17 protein-coding genes are annotated in these 21,381 nt (G+C 67.1%); 10 read left to right on the forward strand and 7 right to left on the reverse strand.

Going from position 1 to position 21,381, the window contains the following annotated elements:
• Positions 1 to 71 precede the first annotated feature (71 nt).
• From ACIBK2_RS37430 to treY, 3 genes are all read left to right on the forward strand, one after another.
• On the forward strand, positions 72 to 1,016 hold the full coding sequence (locus ACIBK2_RS37430; protein ID WP_396974545.1) for a GNAT family N-acetyltransferase: 945 nt from the start codon (positions 72 to 74) through the stop codon (positions 1,014 to 1,016).
• A 215-nt stretch (positions 1,017 to 1,231) separates the two neighbouring features.
• Entirely contained in the window at positions 1,232 to 3,352 is a 2,121-nt protein-coding gene (glgX, locus tag ACIBK2_RS37435) for a glycogen debranching protein GlgX (RefSeq protein WP_396974547.1), read from the forward strand.
• An 11-nt stretch (positions 3,353 to 3,363) separates the two neighbouring features.
• Entirely contained in the window at positions 3,364 to 5,796 is a 2,433-nt protein-coding gene (gene treY, locus ACIBK2_RS37440) for a malto-oligosyltrehalose synthase (RefSeq protein ID WP_396974549.1), read from the forward strand.
• Here the strand turns inward: treY and ACIBK2_RS37445 are convergent.
• Complete coding sequence (locus tag ACIBK2_RS37445; RefSeq protein ID WP_396974551.1) at positions 5,716 to 6,927, reverse strand: DUF2235 domain-containing protein; 1,212 nt, start codon at positions 6,925 to 6,927, stop codon at positions 5,716 to 5,718. The genes treY and ACIBK2_RS37445 overlap by 81 nt on opposite strands.
• 128 nt (positions 6,928 to 7,055) lie before the next feature.
• Positions 7,056 to 7,655 (reverse strand): MspA family porin, encoded by a 600-nt coding sequence (locus ACIBK2_RS37450; RefSeq protein ID WP_396974552.1) that lies wholly within the window; start codon positions 7,653 to 7,655, stop codon positions 7,056 to 7,058.
• A gap of 131 nt (positions 7,656 to 7,786) precedes the next feature.
• On the opposite strand from ACIBK2_RS37450, the gene ACIBK2_RS37455 reads away from it, so the two are divergent.
• Positions 7,787 to 10,474: an ATP-binding protein gene (locus ACIBK2_RS37455; protein ID WP_396974554.1), complete on the forward strand. Its 2,688-nt coding sequence runs from the start codon at positions 7,787 to 7,789 to the stop codon at positions 10,472 to 10,474.
• On the opposite strand, the gene ACIBK2_RS37460 is transcribed toward ACIBK2_RS37455, so the two are convergent.
• Positions 10,471 to 10,698, reverse strand: coding sequence for a hypothetical protein (locus ACIBK2_RS37460; protein ID WP_396974556.1), 228 nt, complete (start codon positions 10,696 to 10,698; stop codon positions 10,471 to 10,473). The two genes, ACIBK2_RS37455 and ACIBK2_RS37460, sit on opposite strands and share 4 nt — an antisense overlap.
• An 88-nt stretch (positions 10,699 to 10,786) precedes the next feature.
• Here ACIBK2_RS37460 and ACIBK2_RS37465 point away from each other — a divergent pair, with 88 nt between their 5' ends.
• Positions 10,787 to 11,224, forward strand: a complete 438-nt coding sequence (locus ACIBK2_RS37465) for a nitroreductase family deazaflavin-dependent oxidoreductase (protein ID WP_396974557.1) — start codon at positions 10,787 to 10,789, stop codon at positions 11,222 to 11,224.
• 127 nt (positions 11,225 to 11,351) lie between these two features.
• Positions 11,352 to 12,707: a threonine ammonia-lyase IlvA gene (gene ilvA / locus ACIBK2_RS37470; protein ID WP_396974559.1), complete on the forward strand. Its 1,356-nt coding sequence runs from the start codon at positions 11,352 to 11,354 to the stop codon at positions 12,705 to 12,707.
• Position 12,708: 1 nt separating this feature from the next.
• Here ilvA and ACIBK2_RS37475 read toward each other — a convergent pair whose 3' ends face one another.
• Positions 12,709 to 13,956 (reverse strand): serine hydrolase domain-containing protein, encoded by a 1,248-nt coding sequence (locus tag ACIBK2_RS37475; RefSeq protein ID WP_396974561.1) that lies wholly within the window; start codon positions 13,954 to 13,956, stop codon positions 12,709 to 12,711.
• Between the two features lie 87 nt (positions 13,957 to 14,043).
• Entirely contained in the window at positions 14,044 to 15,768 is a 1,725-nt protein-coding gene (gene treZ / locus ACIBK2_RS37480) for a malto-oligosyltrehalose trehalohydrolase (protein WP_396974563.1), read from the reverse strand.
• 859 nt (positions 15,769 to 16,627) lie between these two features.
• On the opposite strand from treZ, the gene ACIBK2_RS37485 reads away from it, so the two are divergent.
• Positions 16,628 to 17,491, forward strand: coding sequence for a hypothetical protein (locus tag ACIBK2_RS37485; protein WP_396974564.1), 864 nt, complete (start codon positions 16,628 to 16,630; stop codon positions 17,489 to 17,491).
• Between the two features lie 169 nt (positions 17,492 to 17,660).
• On the forward strand, positions 17,661 to 18,278 hold the full coding sequence (locus ACIBK2_RS37490; RefSeq protein ID WP_396974566.1) for a class I SAM-dependent methyltransferase: 618 nt from the start codon (positions 17,661 to 17,663) through the stop codon (positions 18,276 to 18,278).
• A 25-nt stretch (positions 18,279 to 18,303) separates the two neighbouring features.
• On the opposite strand, the gene ACIBK2_RS37495 is transcribed toward ACIBK2_RS37490, so the two are convergent.
• Both ACIBK2_RS37495 and ACIBK2_RS37500 read right to left on the reverse strand, forming a co-directional pair.
• Positions 18,304 to 18,627 carry a type II toxin-antitoxin system PemK/MazF family toxin gene (locus ACIBK2_RS37495; protein WP_396974568.1) on the reverse strand — a complete coding sequence of 108 codons (324 nt, stop codon included), beginning with the start codon at positions 18,625 to 18,627 and terminating at the stop codon, positions 18,304 to 18,306.
• Positions 18,624 to 18,941 (reverse strand): hypothetical protein, encoded by a 318-nt coding sequence (locus ACIBK2_RS37500; protein WP_396974570.1) that lies wholly within the window; start codon positions 18,939 to 18,941, stop codon positions 18,624 to 18,626. The genes ACIBK2_RS37495 and ACIBK2_RS37500 overlap by 4 nt, the downstream gene beginning before the upstream one ends.
• A gap of 113 nt (positions 18,942 to 19,054) precedes the next feature.
• Between ACIBK2_RS37500 and ACIBK2_RS37505 the strand changes: the two genes are divergently transcribed.
• Both ACIBK2_RS37505 and ACIBK2_RS37510 read left to right on the forward strand, forming a co-directional pair.
• Positions 19,055 to 19,627, forward strand: coding sequence for a TetR/AcrR family transcriptional regulator (locus ACIBK2_RS37505; protein ID WP_396974571.1), 573 nt, complete (start codon positions 19,055 to 19,057; stop codon positions 19,625 to 19,627).
• An 85-nt stretch (positions 19,628 to 19,712) separates the two neighbouring features.
• A complete protein-coding gene (locus ACIBK2_RS37510; protein ID WP_396974573.1) occupies positions 19,713 to 20,900 on the forward strand; it encodes a Cmx/CmrA family chloramphenicol efflux MFS transporter in 1,188 nt (395 codons plus the stop codon).
• Positions 20,901 to 21,381 lie beyond the last annotated feature (481 nt).

Here is a 21,381-nt window from a genome sequence, read left to right on the forward strand (position 1 = left end):
ATTCCTGTCGCCGAGCGGCCTCTCGGGGTTATTCTTTGACTGAGTCAACGATCACCACGAATGGAGCCGTCGTGACCACCGTCGCCGCCACGGATATCGCCGCAGTCCGCGAATTCAACCGCCGCTACACCCGGGTCATCGGCGTCCTCCGCGAAGGCCTGCTGGACAGCGAGTATTCGCTCACCGAGGCCCGAATCCTGTTCGAACTGGCCAACTCCGGGACCGCCGAGGTGGTAATCCTGCGCCAGACCCTCGATCTCGACGCCGGATACCTGAGCCGCATCCTGGCCAGCTTCGAGCACGCGGGCCTGGTCCAGCGCAACCGCTCCGAGAGCGACGCCCGCCGCCAAGAAGTGCGACTCACCAAGCGAGGCAAGGAAATAGCCGCGGTCCTCGATCAGCGCTCCAGCGCCGAAATCGGCTACCTGCTCAACGCCAAACCACCCGCCGCGCGGGCCCGCCTGGTCACCGCGATGCAGACCATCCAGCAGATCCTGGACCATCCCGCCAATGCCGTAGCCGCGCCCCCCTTCGTCATCAGAGCACCGAAGGCAGGCGACTACGGGTGGGTCATCGAGCGGCATGCCCGGCTCTACACCGACGAATACGGTTGGGACGGAACATATGAGGAGCTGATCGTGCGCATCGTCGCCGATTACCTCGCCTCGCACGACGAACAGCGCGAGCGCGCCTGGATCGCCGAATCCGGCGGCGAACCGGTGGGCAGCATCTTCTGCGTCGCCGAGAACGACACGACCGCACGGCTGCGCCTGCTCCTGGTCGAGCCCACCGCCCGCGGCCTCGGCGTCGGTGCCGCACTGGTCGACGAATGCCTGCGCTTCGCCACCGCAGCGGGTTATCGCGAGATCGTGCTGTGGACCAACGATGTCCTCACCGCGGCCCGGCACATCTACCAGCGCGCCGGTTTCGAACTGGCCGAGGAGAGTCCGCACCACAGCTGGGGCGCCGACCTGATCGGTCAGACCTGGCGACGCTCACTCGGCTCGCCCGAATAAGCACCACCCCTGACATTGCTGAGGGGTTACCAGGACGGCTATCCGGCCGGGATGCCACGGTGGGCGCAGCCCGTCGTACTGGGCGGACCGGCCCGATCGGCCGTCCTGCTGAACCACCCTCAGCGCTGGCTGGACGGCTGCCCAGGTCCCGGCTGAGACTGCCAGTCGTCACCACCCGCGCCGAGTAATATGCCGCTGCCGCTAATGTCGTCGCTATGGCTCAGCCCGACTCCGCGTCCGGTGACGCGACACCACTCGGTGTGTGGCCCGGCACCGCATACCCGCTGGGCGCGACCTACGACGGTGCGGGCACCAACTTCTCGGTGTTCTCCGAGGTTGCCGACGCCGTCGAGTTATGCCTGATCGACCGGGACGGGAACGAGTCCAGGGTGCCCCTGGACGAGGTCGACGGGTACGTCTGGCATGCCTACCTGCCCGCGGTCGGACCGGGCCAGCGCTACGGCTTCCGGGTGCACGGCCCCTACGATCCGGACCACGGATTACGTTGCGACCCGAGCAAACTACTGCTCGACCCGTACGGCAAGGCGTTCGACGGCGAGTTCGACAACGACCCGTCGCTGTACACGCACGGCCTCGACTCGCTCGGCCACACCATGGCGGGCGTGGTGATCAACCCGTACTTCGACTGGGGCACCGACCGCGCGCCGAACCGGCCGTATCACGAGACGGTGATCTACGAGGCGCACGTCAAGGGCATGACCGCCACCCACCCCGACGTGCCGGAAGAGTTGCGCGGCACCTACTCCGGTATCGCGCATCCGGCGATCATCGAGCACCTGAAAGGCTTGGGCGTCACCGCGATCGAGCTGATGCCGGTGCACCAGTTCCTGCACGACAGCGTGCTGCTCGACCAGGGGCTGCGAAACTACTGGGGCTACAACAGCTTCGGCTACCTCGCGCCGCACAACGAGTACGCCGCCATCAAACGCGCCGACTCGGCGGTCACCGAGTTCAAGGCGATGGTGCGCGCGCTGCACGCCGAGGACATCGAGGTGATCCTCGACGTGGTCTACAACCACACCGCCGAGGGCAACCATCTCGGGCCGACCATCGGGTTCCGCGGCATCGACAACGCCGCCTACTACCGCGTCCTCGACGACGACCCTTCGCATTACATGGATTACACGGGCACGGGCAACAGTCTGAACGTGCGGCACCCACACACGCTGCAGCTGATCATGGACTCGCTGCGCTACTGGGTGCTCGACATGCACGTCGACGGCTTCCGCTTCGACCTGGCCGCCACGCTGGCCCGCGAACTGCACGACGTCGACCGGCTGTCCACGTTTTTCGATCTGGTGCAACAGGATCCGGTGGTCAGCCAGGTGAAGCTGATCGCCGAGCCGTGGGACGTCGGCGAGGGCGGCTACCAGGTCGGCAACTTCCCCGGCCTGTGGACCGAGTGGAACGGCAAGTTCCGCGACACCGTGCGCGACTACTGGCGCGGCGAGCCTGCCACGTTGGGCGAGTTCGCATCCCGGCTCACCGGCTCCTCCGACCTGTATGAGGCCACCGGCCGCAGGCCCAGCGCCAGCATCAACTTCATCACCGCGCACGACGGGTTCACCCTGCGGGACCTGGTGTCCTACAACGAGAAACACAACGAGGCGAACGGCGAGGACAACCGCGACGGCGAGAGCTGGAATCGGTCGTGGAACTGCGGTGTCGAGGGCGACACCGACGACCCGCACATTCTCGCGTTGCGCGCCAGGCAGAGTCGCAACCTGCTGGCCACGCTGGTGCTCAGCCAGGGCGTGCCGATGCTCGCGCACGGTGACGAGATGGGCCGCACCCAGCACGGCAACAACAACGTCTACTGCCAGGATTCCCCGCTGGCCTGGATGGATTGGTCACTGATGCAGCAGAATTCGGACCTGCTCGAATTCACCCGCAACGTGATCGCGTTGCGCACCGAGCACCCCGTCTTCCGGCGCCGCCGCTTCCTCGACGGCAGGCCGGTGCGGTCGAAGGATCGCGCACGCGACATCGCCTGGCTCACCCCGGAGGGCGCGGAGATGACCACCGCGGACTGGGACAGCGGCTTCGGCAAGTCCCTCACCGTATTCCTCAACGGCAAGGGCATCCACGAACCCGACCCGCGCGGCGAACGCATCACCGACGACTCGTTCCTGCTGTGCTTCAACGCCCACGACGAGGCCATGGACTTCACACTGCCAAGCTCAAACTACGGAATGCACTGGGCCGTCGCACTGGACTGCTCGACGCCGACCGGCCGGTCCGACGCCGGCTACCCCGCGGCGGCGACCCTACCGGTCGAATCCCGTTGTCTGCTGGTCCTGCGTCACGACGGATGACCGGAACACCCATGACCACACCGGAATCCACCGAGACGCACGTGACCGATCCACTCTCGCTGCGCCGCACCCCGGCTCGGCCGACCACGATCCGCAGCACCTACCGGCTGCAGCTGCGACCGGACGCGCTGACCTTCAGCGACGCCAGGACGATCGCGGAATACCTGCAGCAGCTTGGCATTTCGCACCTGTACCTGTCGCCGATCCTCACCGCGGCACACGGTTCGACGCACGGCTACGACGTCACCGACCCCACCACGGTCTCGGCCGCGCTCGGCGGGCCCGCCGGGCTCAAGGCGCTGTCCGACGAAGTGCGCAGCCGCGGTATGGGTTTGATCGTCGATATGGTGCCCAACCACGTCGGGGTGGCCGACCCGCGGCAGAACAAGTGGTGGTGGGACGTGCTGCGCAACGGCCGCGAATCCGCGTTCGCGCACTACTTCGATATCGACTGGAGCGCCGCCAACGGCGCGGGCGGCCGCCTCGCCCTGCCCGTGCTGCAGAGCGAGAACGACCCGGCGGCCCTCACCGTCGACCGCTCCGGCTCCGAACCGATGCTGGCCCTGCATGATCTGCGCTTCCCCATCGCGCAGGGCACCGACGGCGACAACGCGCTGCGCATCCACGACAAGCAGCACTACCGCCTGGTGAGCTGGAAGGCGGGCGTGTGCACCTACCGCCGGTTCTTCGCGGTCAGCAGCCTCGCCGCAGTCCGCCAGGAGGACAAGGAGGTCTTCGAGGCGACTCATCGCGAGCTGGCCGCCTGGTGCGAGCACGACCTCATCGACGGCGTGCGGATCGACCACCCGGACGGATTGTCCTATCCCGCCGCCTATCTCGCGCGGGTGCGCAGGCTGATCGGCCCGAACCGGCTGCTGCTGATCGAGAAGATCCTGGCCAACCGCGAGCCGCTGGACTCGACCCTGCCGGTGGATGGCACCACCGGCTACGACGCGCTCGCCGACCTCGGCGGCGTGCTCATCGACCCGGACGGCGAGCAGGCGCTCACCGAGCTGTCCAAGAAGGTGGCCGGGCACGGCAGCGACCGCGCCTGGATCGGCGAGACCGAGCACCGGATCAAGCGGGCGGTCGCGGAAAGCATTCTGGCACCGGAGGTTCGGCGCCTGGTCGCGGCGATCAAGCGGGACGCGGGCGCCGAAAGTTTCGACACCATGGCGATGACCAACGCCACCATCGAGGTGCTCGCCTTCATGCCGGTATACCGGGCCGACTACGCGCCGCTGGCCGGCATGATCGGCGCGGTCATCGCCGAGGTGGAGAAGCGCAACAGCGAACTCACCGCGCCGCTCGCGGTGCTGGTCACCGCGCTCGCCTCGGATGGTGAAGCGGCGGTGCGGTTCAGCCAGGTCTGCGGCGCCGTCACCGCGAAGGCGGTGGAGGACACCATGTTCTATCAGGCCGCCCGGCTGGTCTCGCTGCAGGAGGTCGGCGGCAATCCGGCGCGATTCGCCCACTCGCTCAACGAATTCCACCTGTCCAACAGCGAACGCGCGCAGCGTTGGCCCGCCACCATGACGACGCTGTCCACGCACGACACCAAGCGCGGCGAGGACGTGCGGGCCCGCATCGGCGTGCTCTCCCAGGCCGCCGACACCTGGGCGGAGAACGTCGAGTCGTGGGAGGAGACGACGCCGGGACCGGACGGCGCGACCACACTGTTCCTGTTGCAGAACATGTTCGGGGTGTGGCCCGCCGACGGCCGTCCCGCCGCCTCGGTCCCGGGCTTGCGCGACCGGCTGCACAGCTTCGCCGAGAAGTCGATTCGCGAGGCAGGCACCAAATCCTCCTGGGAGGAGCCGGATACCGAGTTCGAGACCGCGGTGCACACCTGGATCGACGCGGTGATCGACGGCCCCGTCGGCTCCGAGCTCGGCGACCTGGTGCACGAGCTGGCGCCGCACGCGTGGTCGGATGCGTTGTCGCAGAAGCTGCTTCAGCTCTGCGGCCCCGGCATCCCGGACATCTACCAGGGCTGCGAGCTGTGGGAGGACACCCTCGTCGACCCGGACAACCGGCGCCCGGTGGACTTCTCGGTCCGCACCGGCATGCTGCAATCACTCACCGGCACACCGGCGCTGGACACCACCGGCGCGGCGAAGATGTGGATCGTCGCGTACGCGCTGTGGCTGCGCCGGGAGCGCCCCGACTGCTTCGTCGGCGGCACCTACCTGCCGCTGTTCGCCACCGGCGAGCAGGCGAGCAGGCTGGTGTCCTTCGCCAGGGGCCGGGTCGGTGCGGCACCGGAGGTGATCGTCGCGACCACCAGGCACAGCGTCGATCTCGCCGAAACCGGCTGGGGTGACACGACGCTCGACCTGCCGCAGGGAAACTGGACGGACCGGCTAACCGGCCACACATTCCAGGGCCGGGCCCGGCTGGAGAAGCTCTTCGGCAGGCTCCCAGTCGCCCTGCTGGTGCGCTGAGACCGGGCTGACCTTCTCCAGCAGCTCCTCGGGGAACATGCCGCCGAACCGCGCGCGCCAGCGGCGCAGGTTCGGCGGGCGGTACTCGTCGTCCTCGTTGACCAGGGAGGCCAGCCGGATGCCCTGCTCGTGACCGTTGGCCAGCTGGCGCCAGGAGTCCAGGTAGAACCGTGTGCTGCGCGGATGACGCAGGGTACGAACCACATTCAGGATGCGGTAGCCGAGGCCGAGCGACGGATGCGGCCGCATGTGCTGCACGGCATCGGCGGCCCGGCAGGTGTTCGACAGCTCGGCCAGCCGATCCCGATCGAAGGCGAGCCCGACGGATTCGGCCTCACGCACCATCCAGCGCAGCGTGATGTCGGAGAGCCCGCATTCGGCGTAGCCGCCGCCGATGTCGCTGTGCACGCCTTCGAACCAGACCTGCTTCACCCGCTGGAATCCTCTGCGGTACTTCACATTCGGCTCGACCGGCACCTCCCAGAGGCACGGCTCGAAGTTGCGCCGCCGCTCGTCGATGGCCAGCGCCTGCCTGGCGCAGTGCACGCTCGGGGCGAGTTTGACGTCGTGGAACTTGTACCGCAGCGAGGTGAGTCCCGGCACGCCGAGCGCGCCGACGGTGTCGAAGACGCCGAGGAAGTTGATCTTGGGGGCGACCTTGTGGCAGTTGTCCCTGCGGAAGTCCACCCACTCCTGCGGAATCGTGCCGTCCTTCGGCGCCACCTGCTGATGAATCTGCAACGCCTCCGGATACTTGCCGTTGATCATCGCCTCCGGCGTCAGGATCCCGATGCGGTCGATCAGGCCGGACAGGCTGCGCGCGGTGAACGCACCGCGACTGAACCCGAAGATGTAGATCTCGTCGCCCGGCTGCCAGTTCAACGCCAGGTGCCAGTACGCGGACGACAGGTTCGCCTCCAGGCCGAGCCCGAACGCACCACCCATCAGCCGATCGGACAGGAAGCCGCGGGCACCCGGCCCCGACACGTAGGTGACCCACTGCTGGATCGTCTCCCCCAGCGGGCCGGGCGCGTCGTACCGGATCGTCTGGGCGATCTTGATGATGTTGGATACCGTCGTGCTCGACTCCGCTTTCCAGGTGCCGTCACAACATACGACCAGGCGTTTCATGAACCAGATCCTCCCGCCGGGCTCCTGCCGGAACCCGCGTACTCGACTACTCGAATAATCGAGCGCCCGGTGAACAGTGTTAATGAACAACGCCTGTTTCAACCAGGTAGCGAGCGGGACTCAGCGCCTCAGAGCCAGGTGGGATCGCCGAACACGGCGCCGGAATCGTCGACCTCGGGGGATTTGTAATCCACGTAGGCGTATTGCCGGAGGGTGACCGGGCCGGTGCACGAATTCACCTTGATGTGGAAATCGCGGAAGCTGAGCTGAATCAGCTTGCCGGGGATCATGTCCTTCTCGGCGATCGCGACCTCGCCGACCTCACCCGGCGCGAGATTCAGCGTGGCGACCGGATTCGGATTGAAGCTCGGCTGCTGCCCGATGACGAGGTCGGGCGTCGCGCCGAGGGTGCCCGCGCCGATGGTCACCGCACAGCCGACGTGATATCCGATGCGGAGCTTGCCTGCCGTCGCCCCCTCGATCTGGCCGTAGCCGATCGACGTGACCAGGGCCTCCCGGGTGGTGCCCATGAAGTTCAACGGCGGGATCCGATAGATGTACTCCTCCCGGCTGCCGACGGTGAACTTCTTCCCGCCGTCACCCGGTGGGATGAACGACTTCTCGTGCGGGGGCATGCTGATCACCTCGGCGGTCGCCGTCGGCGCTAGGGCGGCAACGGACGCACAGGTCACGGCGACGCCCGCCAAGGCCTGGACAGTCCTTTTCACATTCGACCCCATAGCCTCGAACCTTAGTAGCCGATCGCTATATCGTCGGCGTGCGACACGGTAGAACCGTGCGCCGACCTCGACTCGGGCCGACACTGATCGCTTGTCCAGCAGAGCGCTACGGTGTGCAGATGCTCCAGGGAAGACAGGCCGAACAAGCACAGATCGATCGGCTTCTCGCGGCGGCACGGGACGGCCGGAGCAGCGCGCTGGTGCTGCGCGGCGAACCCGGGATCGGCAAAACCGCGCTGCTGGATTACGCGGCGGCCCAAGGTCTTCCGACGGTGCGCAGCGCGGGCATCGAATCCGAGGCCGAATTGCCTTTCGCCGGACTGCATCTGCTGGTTCGGCCCGGCATCGCGCTGCTGGACACCCTGCCCGACCGGCAGCGTGACGCCTTGCGTGGCGCTTTCGGTCTGGCGCAGCAGGATCCGGGCGATCGGTTGTTGATCGGGCTCGCCGTGCTGTCGTTGCTGGCCGAGGAGGCGACCGACGGGCCGTTGCTCTGCCTGATCGATGACGCGCACTGGCTCGATCACGCGACCGCGGAGGCGCTGCTGTTCGCGGCGCGCAGACTCGATGCGGAGGGCGTGGTGATGATCTTCGCGACCCGCCAGGGCCCGGACGTTTTCCCCGCGCCCGGTCTGCCCGAGCTGATTGTGACGGGGCTGCCACCAGAGGCCGCCGCCGCCCTGGTGGACAGCCGCGATCCCGATCTGTCGCCGGTGCTGCGCTATCGGTTGCTCGGCGAGGCGGGCGGCAATCCGCTGGCGTTGCGTGAGCTGCCCGCCGTGCTCGCGGCGGAATCGCCTGGGGCGGGCCCGAATCCGCTGCCATTGACGCAGCGACTGCAGGTCGCCTTTCACGGTCAGGTGAGCAGGCTGCCCACGCGCACGCGACTGCTGCTGGTGGTCGCGGCCGCTGCGGGCAACGCCGAACTCGCCACGGTCCTGCGCGCGGGCGCCGCCCTCGATGCGCAGCTCGCCGATCTCGCGCCCGCCGAAGACGCCAGGCTGGTGCACAGCGACGGACGGACGCTGACCTTCCGTCATCCGCTGCTGCGCTCAGCGGTCTATCAAGGCGCGCCGCTGGCTCAGCGTCTCACCGCGCATCGTGCACTCGCCGAGGCCCTCACCTCGGCCGAGGACGCCGATCTGCGGGCCTGGCACCTGGCCTCAGCGGCGACCGGTCCGGATGAAACCACCGCTGCCGCACTAGAACTCACTGCGGCTCGGGCGCGCGAGCGTAGTGGTTATCACGGCGCTGTCGCGGCCTACGAGCGCGCGGCCGGCCTGAGTATCGTCCCGGCGGACCGGGTACGCAGGTTGGTGCTCGCCGCCGAGACCGCTAGCGAGACAGGCCTGCCCGATCTGGCCAGGCAGCTTGCCGAGCGCGCGGCGGCGCAGACGACCGATCCGCTGGTGCTCGCGCGTCTCGATCTCGTTCGCGGTGTCGCGGAATTCGGTGCGGGCAAGCCACTTTCGGCGCACCGGCTGTTGCTCGGCGCGGCCGCGGCGGTGCGCGAGTCCGAACCACCCCGGGCGGCTCGCATTCTCGCGCAGGCGTTGCACACGGCCTGGTATCTCGGTGAGCCGGAGCTGGCGGAGGTCGTCGATTCCCTGACGACGCTCGCGCTGCCGGACAGTGAACCGCTGGCGCCGATCGCGCGGTACACGGTCGCGGCGATCAACGGTCGGTTCACTATTGATCTGCGCGCAGCGGCGGCCGCGGCGAGAGCAGCGGGCGCGGACAGTCCGCGGGATCTGGTGCAGATGTGCGGGATAGGTCTGGTGGTCGGCCAGGACGATCACGTCGCCGAATTGGCGGGCGAGCTCATCGCCGAATGCCGTGAGCAGGGTCGGATCGCGTTGCTGCCGACGCTGCTGTTCTTCCGCGCCGAGGGCGAGGCGTTCCTCGGCAGGCCGGGTGAGGGCCGTGTTGCCGCGACCGAAGGATTGCGGATCGCGACCGACCTCGGGCACGGGCAGTGGATCAGCCAGCTGTCGGCGTATTTGGCGTATCTGGCCGCGCTCGAAGGTCGTGCGGAGGAATGCCGGGAGTTGGTCGACCGGGCGCTCGCCGAGGAGTTCGGCGGTGGTGCCGCGCCCGGTGCGCCGTGGACGCACCTCGCACTCGGTCTGCTGGAACTGGGGCTCGGCAAGGTAGACGGTGCGTTGGCCAGGTTGGAGTTGCTGACCAGCGAGCCCGCACGTCATCACGTGGCCGGGCGACGCGCCCTGCCGGACCTGATCGAGGCGGCGGTCCGGCTGGGTAACCCGGCCCGCGCGGGCGATGCACTGGACCGGCTGACCGAGTGGGCGACGGTCGCGCGGCAGGACTGGATCGAAGCGCTGGCGTATCGCTGCCGTGCTCTGGTCGATGATGCCAATGCCGAGCAGCACTACCTCGCGGCGTTGCGGCTCGGCGGGCGACCGTTCGAACAGGCCAGAACCCAACTGCTGTATGGCGAATGGTTGCGGCGCACGCGCCGCAAGGCCGACGCGCGGACGCAGCTGCAACCCGCCCTGGAAACCTTTGAGCGACTCGACGCCGTTCCGTGGGCAGAGCGAACGCGGACCGAACTCGGGGCTCTCGGTGTCGGTACCTCGACCCGGCCCGCACACGGTGTGCTGGCCGCGCTGACGCCGCAGGAACTACAGATCGTGCGATTGGCGGCGCAGGGCATGTCCAACCGGGACATCGCCGCGCAGTTGTTCCTCAGTCCGCGCACGGTCGGCCATCACCTGTACAAGGCGTATCCGAAGCTGGGTGTGGTGTCGCGAGCTGAACTCGCGGATCTCCCGCTCGACGCGAACTAGCCGGTTCGATCGGCCGAGCGACGCGCGACGGCGAGCCCGACCAACCAGCGGCCCGCACCGACCGCGGCGGCGATCAGCACCGCGACCTGTGGAGAACCGATGATCAGCGCAAGGATCAGACAGGTCACCAGCGCGGCGGCCAGCGCCTCGAGCTTGTATACCGGCCACGCGCTCCCCGCGATCTCAACTGTCGCGGAGCGGGCCGACGGGTGAACAACTGCCATCTAGTAAGGATAGACGGACTGCGATGTTCGGTCTACCGAACTTTGTGTTGCCGGGAACACAGTCGAACCCGGATTCGTTCCCTCAGTCATGCCATTGACAGGAGAATACGAACCGAGCCCGTTCGCCATGGCCCGCGACCAGGTCGACACCTATGAGAACTCGGGCGGCACCGAGGGCACCACGCACGAGGGCAAGCCGGTCATTCTGCTCACCACCAAAGGTGCGAAGTCCGGCAAGCTGCGCAAGATCCCGCTGATGCGGGTGGAGCACAACGGCGAATACGCGGTGGTCGCCTCGTTGGGCGGCGCACCGAAGAACCCGGTCTGGTACTACAACATGAAGGCCGAGCCGCTCGTCGAACTGCGCGACGGCACCGTGAACAAGGACTACACCGCGCGCGAGGTCTTCGATGACGAGCGCCAGGTGTGGTGGGACCGGGCCACCGAGGTCTGGCCGGACTACCTCGAATACACGAAGAAGACGGACCGGGTCATTCCGCTTTTCGTGCTGACCCCGAAGGACTGAGGCTCGCGCGAAGCACTTGCGAGCGCGTCGGCCGGACGTCGGATCATCCGACGTGACGCCAGCTAATTCCACGCAGCACCGCCACCCGCCGCAGCAGCCCGACGCGGCGGGTGGCAGCATATTTCGGGTGTCCAATCCGCTTGATGTCATCGACGCACTGTCCGCTTCTCGTCCCGCGCTGAGCGCGGACGAGATCGACGCTGCCGCCAAGCGAATTGCCGACATTATCGAGCCGACTCCGCTGCAGCGCAGCGAGCGGCTCTCGCGGCTCACCGGAGCGGACGTCTACCTCAAGCGCGAGGACCTGTCCGCGGTCCGCTCCTACAAGCTGCGCGGCGCCTACAACCTGGTGATGCAGCTGACCGAGAGCGAACGCGCCGCCGGTGTCGTCGCGGCCAGCGCGGGCAACCACGCGCAGGGCGTGGCGTTCGCCTGCCATGCGATGGGCATCAAGTGCCGCATCTACGTGCCGACCACCACCCCCAAGCAGAAGCGCGACCGGATCCGGGTGCACGGCGGTGAATTCGTGCAGCTGATCGCGGTCGGCGAAACCTACGATGCCGCCGCCTCCGCCGCGGCCGACGATGTCGAGCGCACCGGCGCCACCATGGTGCCGCCGTTCGACGACGTGCGCACCGCGGCCGGGCAGGGCACCATCGCGCCGGAAATCCTGGAGCAACTCGGCACCTCGCCCGATCTGGTCGTAGTGCCGGTGGGCGGCGGTGGCTGTCTGGCCGGCGTCGGCACCTACCTGCGGGACCGCTCGCCGCACACCTCGATCCTCGGCGTGGAGCCGGCCGGCGCGGCCTCGATGACCGCGGCACTGGTCGCGGGCGGACCGGTGACACTGCCGGAGATCGACCCGTTCGTGGACGGTGCCGCGGTGCGCCGGATCGGCGCCGTGCCGTTCGCGGCGATCGCCGGATTCGGCGGCCGGGTGGTCTCGCATGCCTCGCTGCCGTTACTGACCACCACCGAGTCGCCCAGCGGCTCGAGCTCTTTCCGGATGATGCAGGTCGACGAGGGCGCGATCTGCACGACCATGCTCGACCTGTACCAGAACGAAGGCATCATCGCCGAACCCGCTGGCGCGCTGGCGGTTACGGCTCTCTACGAGCTCGCGGTGGAGCCGGGATCGACGGTGGTGTGCCTGGTCTCCGGCGGCAACAACGATGTGTCGCGCTACGGCGAGATCATCGAACGCTCGCTGGTGCATCGCGGCCTGAAACACTATTTCCTGGTGGACTTTCCGCAGGAGCCGGGCGCGCTGCGGCGCTTCCTGGACGAGGTGCTCGGGCCGGACGACGACATCACCATGTTCGAGTACGTCAAGCGGAACAACCGCGAAACCGGTTCGGCGCTGGTCGGTATCGAGCTCGGCGCCCCGGATGGGTTGGGCGCGTTGCTGGACCGGATGGCCGAGTCGCCGATCCAGGGCGAGCGGCTGGAACCGGGCTCGCCCGCTTACCGTTATCTGACCTGAGCTAAGCCGCCGCCTCGCGTGTCTCCGCCATGGGGATGCGCTTGGTGGCGCGCAGGCAGTTCAGCAGCATCGGCAGCATCCAGAACGCCGCCGACATGTCGTAGGACATTTGGCCCACCGACAGCCGGTTGTGCACGAAGCCGACCGAAAGGCCCAGGCGCGGTTCGGCCCAGCCGAAGGAACCGCCGAGGCCGATGTGGCCGAATCCGGCGCGGGCGCCCGGCATCGGCAGTGAGTGGTAGCCGAGTCGCCAGAGCATGGGCGTATAGAACAGGGCGTGGTCGAGCCGGTACGTCTGAATCCGCCTGATCGACTTGATGGTTCGCGGGCTCAGGTACTGACGACCTTCTGCCACACCGTCGTTGGCGAGCGCGCCGTACATGGTGGCGAGCGCGGGGGCGGTGCACACGCCGTTACCCGCGCCGAGCTCGGTGTTCAGGATCGGCGGCTGCTCGCCGGCCAGAATGGATTCCAGTCCGGGCAGGAACAGGCAGCGGGTGGCCGCGCCCAAAGCGCCGGGGATCCGATGGCTGCGGCCCAATATCATTGCGCTGACCGGTTTTCCGATCAGGCTCAGTTGGGATCCGGCCAGCGGCGCGTAGCTGGTCGGCGCGTCCGGTGGCGGTGCGCCGAGGTGGATACCGTCGATGCCGAGCGGGTCGGCGACCTCGGAGCGGAACAGTTCCGCCATGGGTCGGCCGGTGATCGCGCGGGCCAAGCCTGCCATCAGCCAGCCGAAGGTGAGCGCGTGATACGCCGGAACACCCAGCAGGTGATCGGGTTTCGCGGCGGCCAGGCGCTGTTCCATCAGTTCGTGGTCGAGCACGTCGTCGAGGCCGGTGGCGATCGGGGCGAGGGCGGACAGACCCGCGCTGTGTGTCATCGCTTGGCGCACGGTGATTTTGCTCTTGCCGTTGGCGCCGAATTCCGGCCAGTATTCGGCCATCGGTGCGGCGTAATCGAGCAGTCCCCGGTCGGCGAGCCGGTGGATGACGGTGGCGGTGACGCCCTTCGTCGCGGAGAAGATGATCGACCCGGTGTCCTGGGTCCACGGGCCGGTGCCGCCGGATCCGGCCCAGATGTCGAGCAGCGGCTCGCCGTGCAGGTGCACCGCCAGCGCGCCGCCCGCGCCGCGGCGGTGTCCGAAGGTCCTGGCGAAAGCGCGCACCAGTGGGGCGAATTCGGCGGTGGCGCTGCCACCCATCCCGGTCGGGATCGGCGCTAGATCCCCGGAAGCGTCGTTGCTCATCTTTCTACGGTAATGGCGGCGGTCACACCCGGCAATGGATCTGTCTCGGACAGTTTCTATCGTGACTTTCCCGCAACCGGAGTTCGGTTACCGGTCCGCGAGGATCGCGAAAGAGTGCGCGGGAATCGTTGTCGCCGACGGGCCTTCGGTCGGCGGCTCCCACGACAGCAGCGAGAACCCGGTGACCGGCACCGTGACCTGGTCTTCGGACAGGTTGCACACCAGCTTCAGCGCGCCGCGATGCACGACGATCCACCGGGCGTTTTCGTCGTAGTCGACCGAGATGTGGGTCAGCCACGGGTCGGTGAGTTCCGGTCGCTCCCGGCGCAGGGCGAGCAGCTTGCGATAGCAGGAATGTAGCCGTATGTGCCGGGCTTCTTCGAGCTCGGTCCAGTTCAGCTTCGAGCGCTGGAACGTCGACGGGTCCTGCGGGTTCGGCACCTCGTCGGTGCTCCAGCCGTGCGCGGCGAATTCAGCCTTGCGGCCGTCGGCGGTGGCGGCCGCGATCACCGGGTCGGTGTGCGAGGTGAAGAACAGGAACGGGGTGTTCGCGCCCCACTCCTCCCCCATGAACAGCATCGGCGTGTACGGCGAGCACAGCACCAGCGCGGCCTTGATCGCCAGTTGCCCGTCGGTCAGATAGGCGCTGGGCCGGTCGCCGATGGCGCGGTTGCCGATCTGATCGTGGTTGCAGGTGTAGGCGAGCAGCGCGCTGCCCGGGATCATCGCGGTGTCGATCGGGCGGCCATGGGTGCGGCCACGGAAGCTGGAAAACGTTGCGGCGTGGAAGAATCCGTGCGTCAGCGTGTGCGCCAGGCAGCGCAGCGAGCCGAAATCGGCGTAGTAGCCCTGGCGTTCACCCGAGACCGCGGTGTGGATCGCGTGATGCAGGTCGTCGCTCCACTGCCCGGTCAATCCGTAACCGCCCGCGGCGCGCGGCGTGATCAGCTTCGGGTCGTTGAGGTCACTCTCCGCGATCAGGGTGAGCGGCCGGCGCACATGGGCCGCGAGACGTGTTGTCTCGGTGGCGAGTTCGGCGAGCACATGGTTCGCGGTCCGATCGACCAGCGCGTGGACCGCGTCGATTCGTAGCGCGTCGATATGGAAGTCACGCAGCCAACGCAACGCGTTGCCGATGATGTGCCGACGCACCTCATCCGAGTCGGAACCGTCCAGGTTCAGACTCTGCCCCCACGTGTTTCGACCGTCGGTGAGGTAAGGCGCGAAACGCGGCAGATAGTTCCCGGACGGACCGAGATGGTTGTAGACGACGTCCAGCGCGACCGCCAATCCCCGCGCATGGCAAGCATTCACAAACCGCTGCAACCCATCCGGCCCGCCATACGGTTCATGCACCGCGTACCAGAGCACCCCGTCGTAACCCCAGTTGTGCGTCCCGTCGAACGCGTTCACCGGCATCAACTCGACCACGGTCACCCCGAGATCGACCAGATAGTCGAGCCGCTCGACCGCCGAATCGAACGTGCCGTCCGGGGTGAAAGTGCCGACGTGCATCTCATAGAACACCGCACCGGCCAACGACCGCCCGGTCCACCCCGAGTCCGTCCACACCGACCGATCGAGGCTGTGCACCGCCGACCGCCCGTGCACCCCGTCCGGTTGCCGAGCCGACCGCGGATCCGGCAAAACCGTCGGATCCTCGTCGAGCAGAAACCCATACCGGGTCCCATCGGTGGCAGCCACCTCTGCCTGCCACCAGCCACCCCCGGCCCGTCCCATCGAATGGACGACACCGTCCACATCCACTCGCACCTGCTCCACCCGCGGCGCCCACACCTCGAACAAGGTCACCCCGCCAGCATTCCACGCCCCCGCCACCCCTGCCCGCAACGCAACCAAAGCCAGGCCACCACGCAAGAACCTCACCGTGCACCCCGCTGTGTCAGCCCCACACCCTCTGTACTGGGTGTAGGGCTGACACAGCGGGGTGCACGGTGGTGGCTCCACCACTCCGGAAGCCGAGATTCGCTGACTATCGACCTCGCAACGCAACCACGTCACCGACCACCGGCCGCACCCAACCTCGCGGCCCCCGCACGAAATCGTCAGCGAATTCGTACACGACCTGACGGATAGTGCGCACCGACGCCCTAAGCAGACCTCGCCAACGATCCGCTGCCGGTGCGCAGGCAATCGCTCCGCGCGCACGAAATCGTCGGCGATCCTGCGCGCGTGAGACTGATCCGTGCGCGGCTCCAGCTGCCGACAAGGCTCGGCATGGTTCCTGATGTTGCCGAACGTCCCAGTGCGAGCATGACCAGATAGTGACTCGCCGCGCACGTTCCCACCGGATCATGCGCACCGACGCCCGCGGCAAACCCCGCCAACGATCCGCTGGCGGTGCGCAGGCAATCGCTCCGCGCGCACGAAATCGTCGGCCATCCTGCGCGCGTGGGACTGATCCGTGCACGGGGCCAGCTGCTGGCAAGGCTCGGCATGGTTCCCATCCGTCGCCCGAATGTTCCCGTGCGCGCATGGCCAGGTAGTGGCTCACTGCGCACGTTCCCGTTGGTTGCGCTAGAAATCGACGGCGGCCGCGCGTCTGTCCAACGACGACATGTGCGCGTCATTACAGTCGGCAGCTACTGGGTCGGCTGCTGATCGATGATCCGGGTTCACGAAATGACGAGGGGGTTCTACCGTGCGGTCGGTGACCAAGCAATCGATTATGGTGTCGCGAGCGGTGCTGGGACTGTCGCTGGCCGTGATGCTCAGCGGATGTGGTGCCGACGGCTCGAACGATGGCGACCCGAACAGCTCCGAGCCGCAGCGTCCGAGCGTCTCGGTGGCAACAACCGGCGGCGCTTCGACAGCCTCGTCCACCAGCGCCGAACCTGCGGATCCGACCTCTCTCCAGTCAGCCGGGGCGACCTACTCGGTCCGAAAGGTGGAGGTGCCCAACGGTGTCGGCACCCCCGGCGTTGCGGCGTCGCTGGAGCTGTCCGGCGGCGATCCGCGAGTGACCGAGGTTTTCAATCGTGGTGTGCGGACGTTCATCCAGGAGCAGGTGGACACGACCAACCGTAGCGACGACCCGCGCCCACACTCCGTCCGATCCACCGGTCGAATCTTCGTCACCGACAGCACCATCAGCGAAGTGGTGTCCGGGCTGATCAGCTACCAGGGTGAGGCGCATCCGTTCAAGATCCTCGCCACCATCACCACCGATAGCCGCGCGGCCACACCCGTCTTGATCGGGGACCTGTTCACCGACCGGCAGGCCGGGATCACCGAGCTGGCCGCGGCCACCACCGAGGCGGCGAAGCAGATCCATCCGAACATAGCCGACAATCCCGCCATCACCGCTGCGCTGCAGCCGACGGAAAAGAACTTCGCGAACTGGGTTCCTACTCCGACCGGCGTGCGGATCTACATCGATACCGGCCTCTACGTATACGGCTACCCGTGTGTCGAGGTGCCCTGGTCTCGGTTGCGACCGGTGCTCGGCCCGACTTTGCGGGCCGTCGCCGAGAAAGCATCCGACGCACCGCCGACAGCTTGCACCGAGCGGTAGACCGCCTTACCGCCCGATCGCCTGGCCGGCCTGCTCCGGCCTGCGGCGATTCACGGATAGCCCCGCGCACGTGACGCCACGGCCGACGCCATCACCGTCTGTTGCTGATCAGGATCGATGAACACCGGACCTGGTGGCACTGCGCGGTTGGTCCTGGGAGAGTGGGCTGGTGGGCTTCTATGGAGATCGAGTTGTGCCGCGGATCGTCGATGCCGCGTGTGGGATGCGGTTCAACGAGCCGCTGCGTGAGCGGGTGTGTTCCGGGTTGCGCGGGCGGGTGGTGGAGATCGGGTTCGGGTCGGGGTTGAATGTGCCTTTCTATCCGGGGACGGTGGACTCGGTCAGTGCGGTCGAGCCTGCTGATCTCGGGTGGAAGCTGGCGAGTGAGCGGGTTGCCGCGTCGAAGGTGCCGATCGAGCGGTCCGGGTTGGATGGGCAGTCGCTGCCGTTCGCGGACAACACTTTTGATTCCGCGGTGTCGACCTGGACGCTGTGCACCATCCCGGACGTGGTGACCGCGCTCGCCGAAGTCCGCCGAGTGCTCAGTCCCGGCGCAACCCTGCATTTCGTCGAGCACGGCCTCGCCCCGGATCACAAGGTCCAGGTGTGGCAGAACCGCCTGAACCCGCTCCAAAAAACTTTCGCCGGCGGCTGCAACCTGAACCGAGACATCCGCGGCCTGCTGACCACCGCTGGCTTCGAAATCCAAGACATCGACATCTTCTACGGCGAAGACGCCCCCCGCTTCCTCGCCGCCCAATCCCTCGGCGTCGCCGTCTCCCCCTAACCACAGTTGAGGCGCATCCTGCGGGTCACGGGATGGCGAGCACCAGCTTCAGTGCCGAGTTGACCGCCATGATGGTGGTTGGACTAACCGTGCCGAGGTGTGCCTCGAGCTCGTCGCGGTGCAATTGCTGCAGATCGTCGGTGACGACAAAACCGACGAGCGGATCGCCGGTCGTCAGCGGGACCATGGTCGGCAAGCTCGCGTACTTGTCCGTCGTCGTGATACGCGCGGCCAGAAGATAGGGCAGTTGTCGGTTTCGGCGGTTGTTCGAAACGATCAACCACGGTTGGGCGCCTTGGCCGATGTCTGCGCGGTAGATCTGGCCACGAGTCGGAGCGGCGAGTGTCATCCGGGCATCACCCGATCGACCTCGTCGGCGTACCTGCGCCTCCGCTCGAGAGCCTCCTCTTCATCGTGGATCTCCGGCCAAATCTCGGCGAGCTTCGCATAGCCGTCATCCAATGCTTGGTCGATCAGCACCTGTGCGCCGATCGACATCAGCACTCGGATGACGGTGGCTTCGGAGGCGTCGGGAGTGAGGGAGTAACCGAGATGGGCGGCGATGGATTCGAACAGCACCCACTCGGCTCCCTTTCGGTCACCGAGCGTCGCCAAGATGCGTTCCTCTCGCTCAGTGAGCGTCAGGGTGGTTCGTCTGGTCATGCATCAGATCCTACATCGATATTGATGCGCTATCCAGCATCGCTTTGCGATGCAGCTATTCGCATCACTATATTTTGAAACGATCGGTTCAAAACTGTGTTAGCCTCGTTCGCATGGCACGACCGAGGCAGTTCGACGAGGAGCGGGCAGTGGATGCCGCGATGCGGGCGTTCTGGACGGCGGGCTACGAGGCGACCTCCACCCAGGATCTGTGTGACGCAACCGGATTGGGCCGCAGCAGCATCTACAACACCTTCACGAGCAAGCACGATCTGTTCGAGCGGGCATTGCGGCGGTACATGGCGACGAAGAACACCGCCACCTTCGCGACGCTCGACGGCGACGAATCACCGAAGGCGAAGATGCGAGCACTCCTGCAGCAGGTCGTGGACGCTCCGGAGAATGACCCGCTCGGCTGCCTGGTCGTCAATTCGATGATCGAGCTCGCGCCTCGCGATCCCGAAGTGGCGGCGGCATTGCGGACCGATCAGGAACTGCGACTCGCCGCGTTGACGGAAGTGCTCGAAAACGGCAGGCGCGCAGGGGAAATCGACAAAGCCAAGGACGCTCGCGAGCTGGCACACTTCATCAACGCCACCATTGCGGGTATGCGGGTGGCCGCACGCGGCGGTGTCGGACGCGACGCGCTGCAAGCCATCGCCGCGACCGCACTGAACGCCCTCTGACCCAGTCCCCAAGACATCCCGGGACAACAGTCTCTTGCCATGCGCCAGTTTTGAACTGAATGATCTAAAACCAGAGAGGTACCCGATGCCGTTCGCCGTCTACATCCTGGGCTTGTCCATTTTCGCCCAGGGCACCTCGGAGATGATGCTCTCCGGCCTGCTCACCGAGCTGTCCACCGACCTCGGTGTCACCATTCCGCAAGCGGGCCTGCTGATTTCGGCATTCGCCCTCGGCATGCTGGTCGGCGCGCCGATACTCGCCGTCACGACGCTACGGCTCCCCCGGCGCAGTGCACTGCTCGCGTTCCTCGCGGTGTTCGTCGCAGCCCACGTCGTCGGCGCGCTGACCTCGGACTACTGGGTGCTGTTCGCGACGAGGGCGGTGGGCGCGTTCGTGTACGCCGGATTCTGGTCGGTCGCGGCAACCACCGCCATCGGCCTGGTGCCCGCGAACGCACGCGGCAAGGCGATGAGCATCGTCGCGGGCGGTCTCACCATCGCCACCGTGATCGGGCTGCCCGCAGGCACCGTGATCGGCCAGCACCTCGGCTGGCGCGCGGCGTTCTGGGCGGTCGCGATCATGTCCGCGCTGGCCATGATCGGCGTGCTCGCCAAGATCCCCGCCGGTCGTTCGGAAACACAGCCGGACCTTCGAAAAGAACTGCGCAGCATCGCGAATCCCCGACTGTGGTTGTCCTACGGCACCACCGCGCTCTCCATCGCCGCGCTGATGGTCACCTTCGCCTACCTCGGCGCACTGCTGTCGAAAACGACCGGCCTCACCGACAGCTGGATCCCGATCGTGCTGGTGGTGTACGGCGTCGGCAGCTTCCTCGGCATCGCCATCGGCGGCCGCACCGCCGACACCCACCCGATCCGCACCCTGTACATCGGCATCACCGGCCTGATCATCACCTCGATCCTGCTCGCCCTCACCGCCGAACACCCCGCCCCCGTAGTCGCCCTCACCTTCCTCCTCGGCGCCTTCGGTTTCGGCACCAACCCCACCCTCAACAGCCGAGTCTTCAACCTCGCCCCCCAAGGCCCAACCCTCGCCCCCGCCTTCAACGTCGCCTCCTTCAACGTCGGCATCACCGTCGGCCCCTGGCTAGGCGGCCTCGCCATCGGCGCCGGCCTCGGCTACGCCTCGATCGCCTGGATAGGCGCCGCAATCGGCCTCGCCGCCCTCGGCGTAATCACCTGGGAACAACTCCTGCCCCGCCACCCCGCCACCACCCTCACCCCCGACAAGCAGCCAGAACTAATCCACTGACCAGCCCACACCCCGCGGCGTGTATACAGACGCACGCCTTCCGATTTCCCGCACCTGGAATTGCATGCGATTCTCGGTGCGAGAAATCAGGAGTAGTGCGGCTGTTTGGGTGGTCGGTGAATCCCCCTGCATACCACTCGGTTTCACCCGCCCCTGAGCCCTCGGCACGAAGCCACCGCCCGAAAGACCCCACCCCCCATCGCCGCACGCCTTCTCAAGAGGCGCACTCCCCCGGACACCTCAACCGGCGCAATCCGAAGCCAGAACTGCAAATCCACCCGAACGCGACCGATGCCAGCAAATCCGCACCCTGACTCGGGATCGGCACCGACTCTAGGGCCCTATTCCGAGTGCCGATCCCGAGTTTGGGTGCAGATCCGGGCAACTGAGCGGTCCCCGATGACGAGACCACCTGGGAGTAGAGCCAGGTGATTTCGTTCCGTGTTCAGTTGGTCCCGCAGGCCACCGGGTGGTGGGTGTG

This window comes from Nocardia sp. NPDC050175 (genome assembly GCF_044459885.1).
Classification (GTDB): domain Bacteria; phylum Actinomycetota; class Actinomycetes; order Mycobacteriales; family Mycobacteriaceae; genus Nocardia.

What these genes read in the sequence shown, in the direction of transcription:
- treY (WP_396974549.1), top strand. Translation starts at nt 3,364, where the DNA reads ATGACCACACCGGAATCCACCGAGACGCACGTGACCGATCCACTCTCG.
- ACIBK2_RS37445 (WP_396974551.1), bottom strand. Translation starts at nt 6,927, where the DNA reads ATGAAACGCCTGGTCGTATGTTGTGACGGCACCTGGAAAGCGGAGTCG.
- ACIBK2_RS37505 (WP_396974571.1), top strand. Translation starts at nt 19,055, where the DNA reads ATGGCACGACCGAGGCAGTTCGACGAGGAGCGGGCAGTGGATGCCGCG.
- ACIBK2_RS37460 (WP_396974556.1), bottom strand. Translation starts at nt 10,698, where the DNA reads ATGGCAGTTGTTCACCCGTCGGCCCGCTCCGCGACAGTTGAGATCGCG.
- ACIBK2_RS37455 (WP_396974554.1), top strand. Translation starts at nt 7,787, where the DNA reads ATGCTCCAGGGAAGACAGGCCGAACAAGCACAGATCGATCGGCTTCTC.
- ACIBK2_RS37500 (WP_396974570.1), bottom strand. Translation starts at nt 18,941, where the DNA reads ATGACCAGACGAACCACCCTGACGCTCACTGAGCGAGAGGAACGCATC.
- ACIBK2_RS37495 (WP_396974568.1), bottom strand. Translation starts at nt 18,627, where the DNA reads ATGACACTCGCCGCTCCGACTCGTGGCCAGATCTACCGCGCAGACATC.
- ACIBK2_RS37465 (WP_396974557.1), top strand. Translation starts at nt 10,787, where the DNA reads ATGCCATTGACAGGAGAATACGAACCGAGCCCGTTCGCCATGGCCCGC.
- glgX (WP_396974547.1), top strand. Translation starts at nt 1,232, where the DNA reads ATGGCTCAGCCCGACTCCGCGTCCGGTGACGCGACACCACTCGGTGTG.
- ACIBK2_RS37510 (WP_396974573.1), top strand. Translation starts at nt 19,713, where the DNA reads ATGCCGTTCGCCGTCTACATCCTGGGCTTGTCCATTTTCGCCCAGGGC.
- ACIBK2_RS37475 (WP_396974561.1), bottom strand. Translation starts at nt 13,956, where the DNA reads ATGAGCAACGACGCTTCCGGGGATCTAGCGCCGATCCCGACCGGGATG.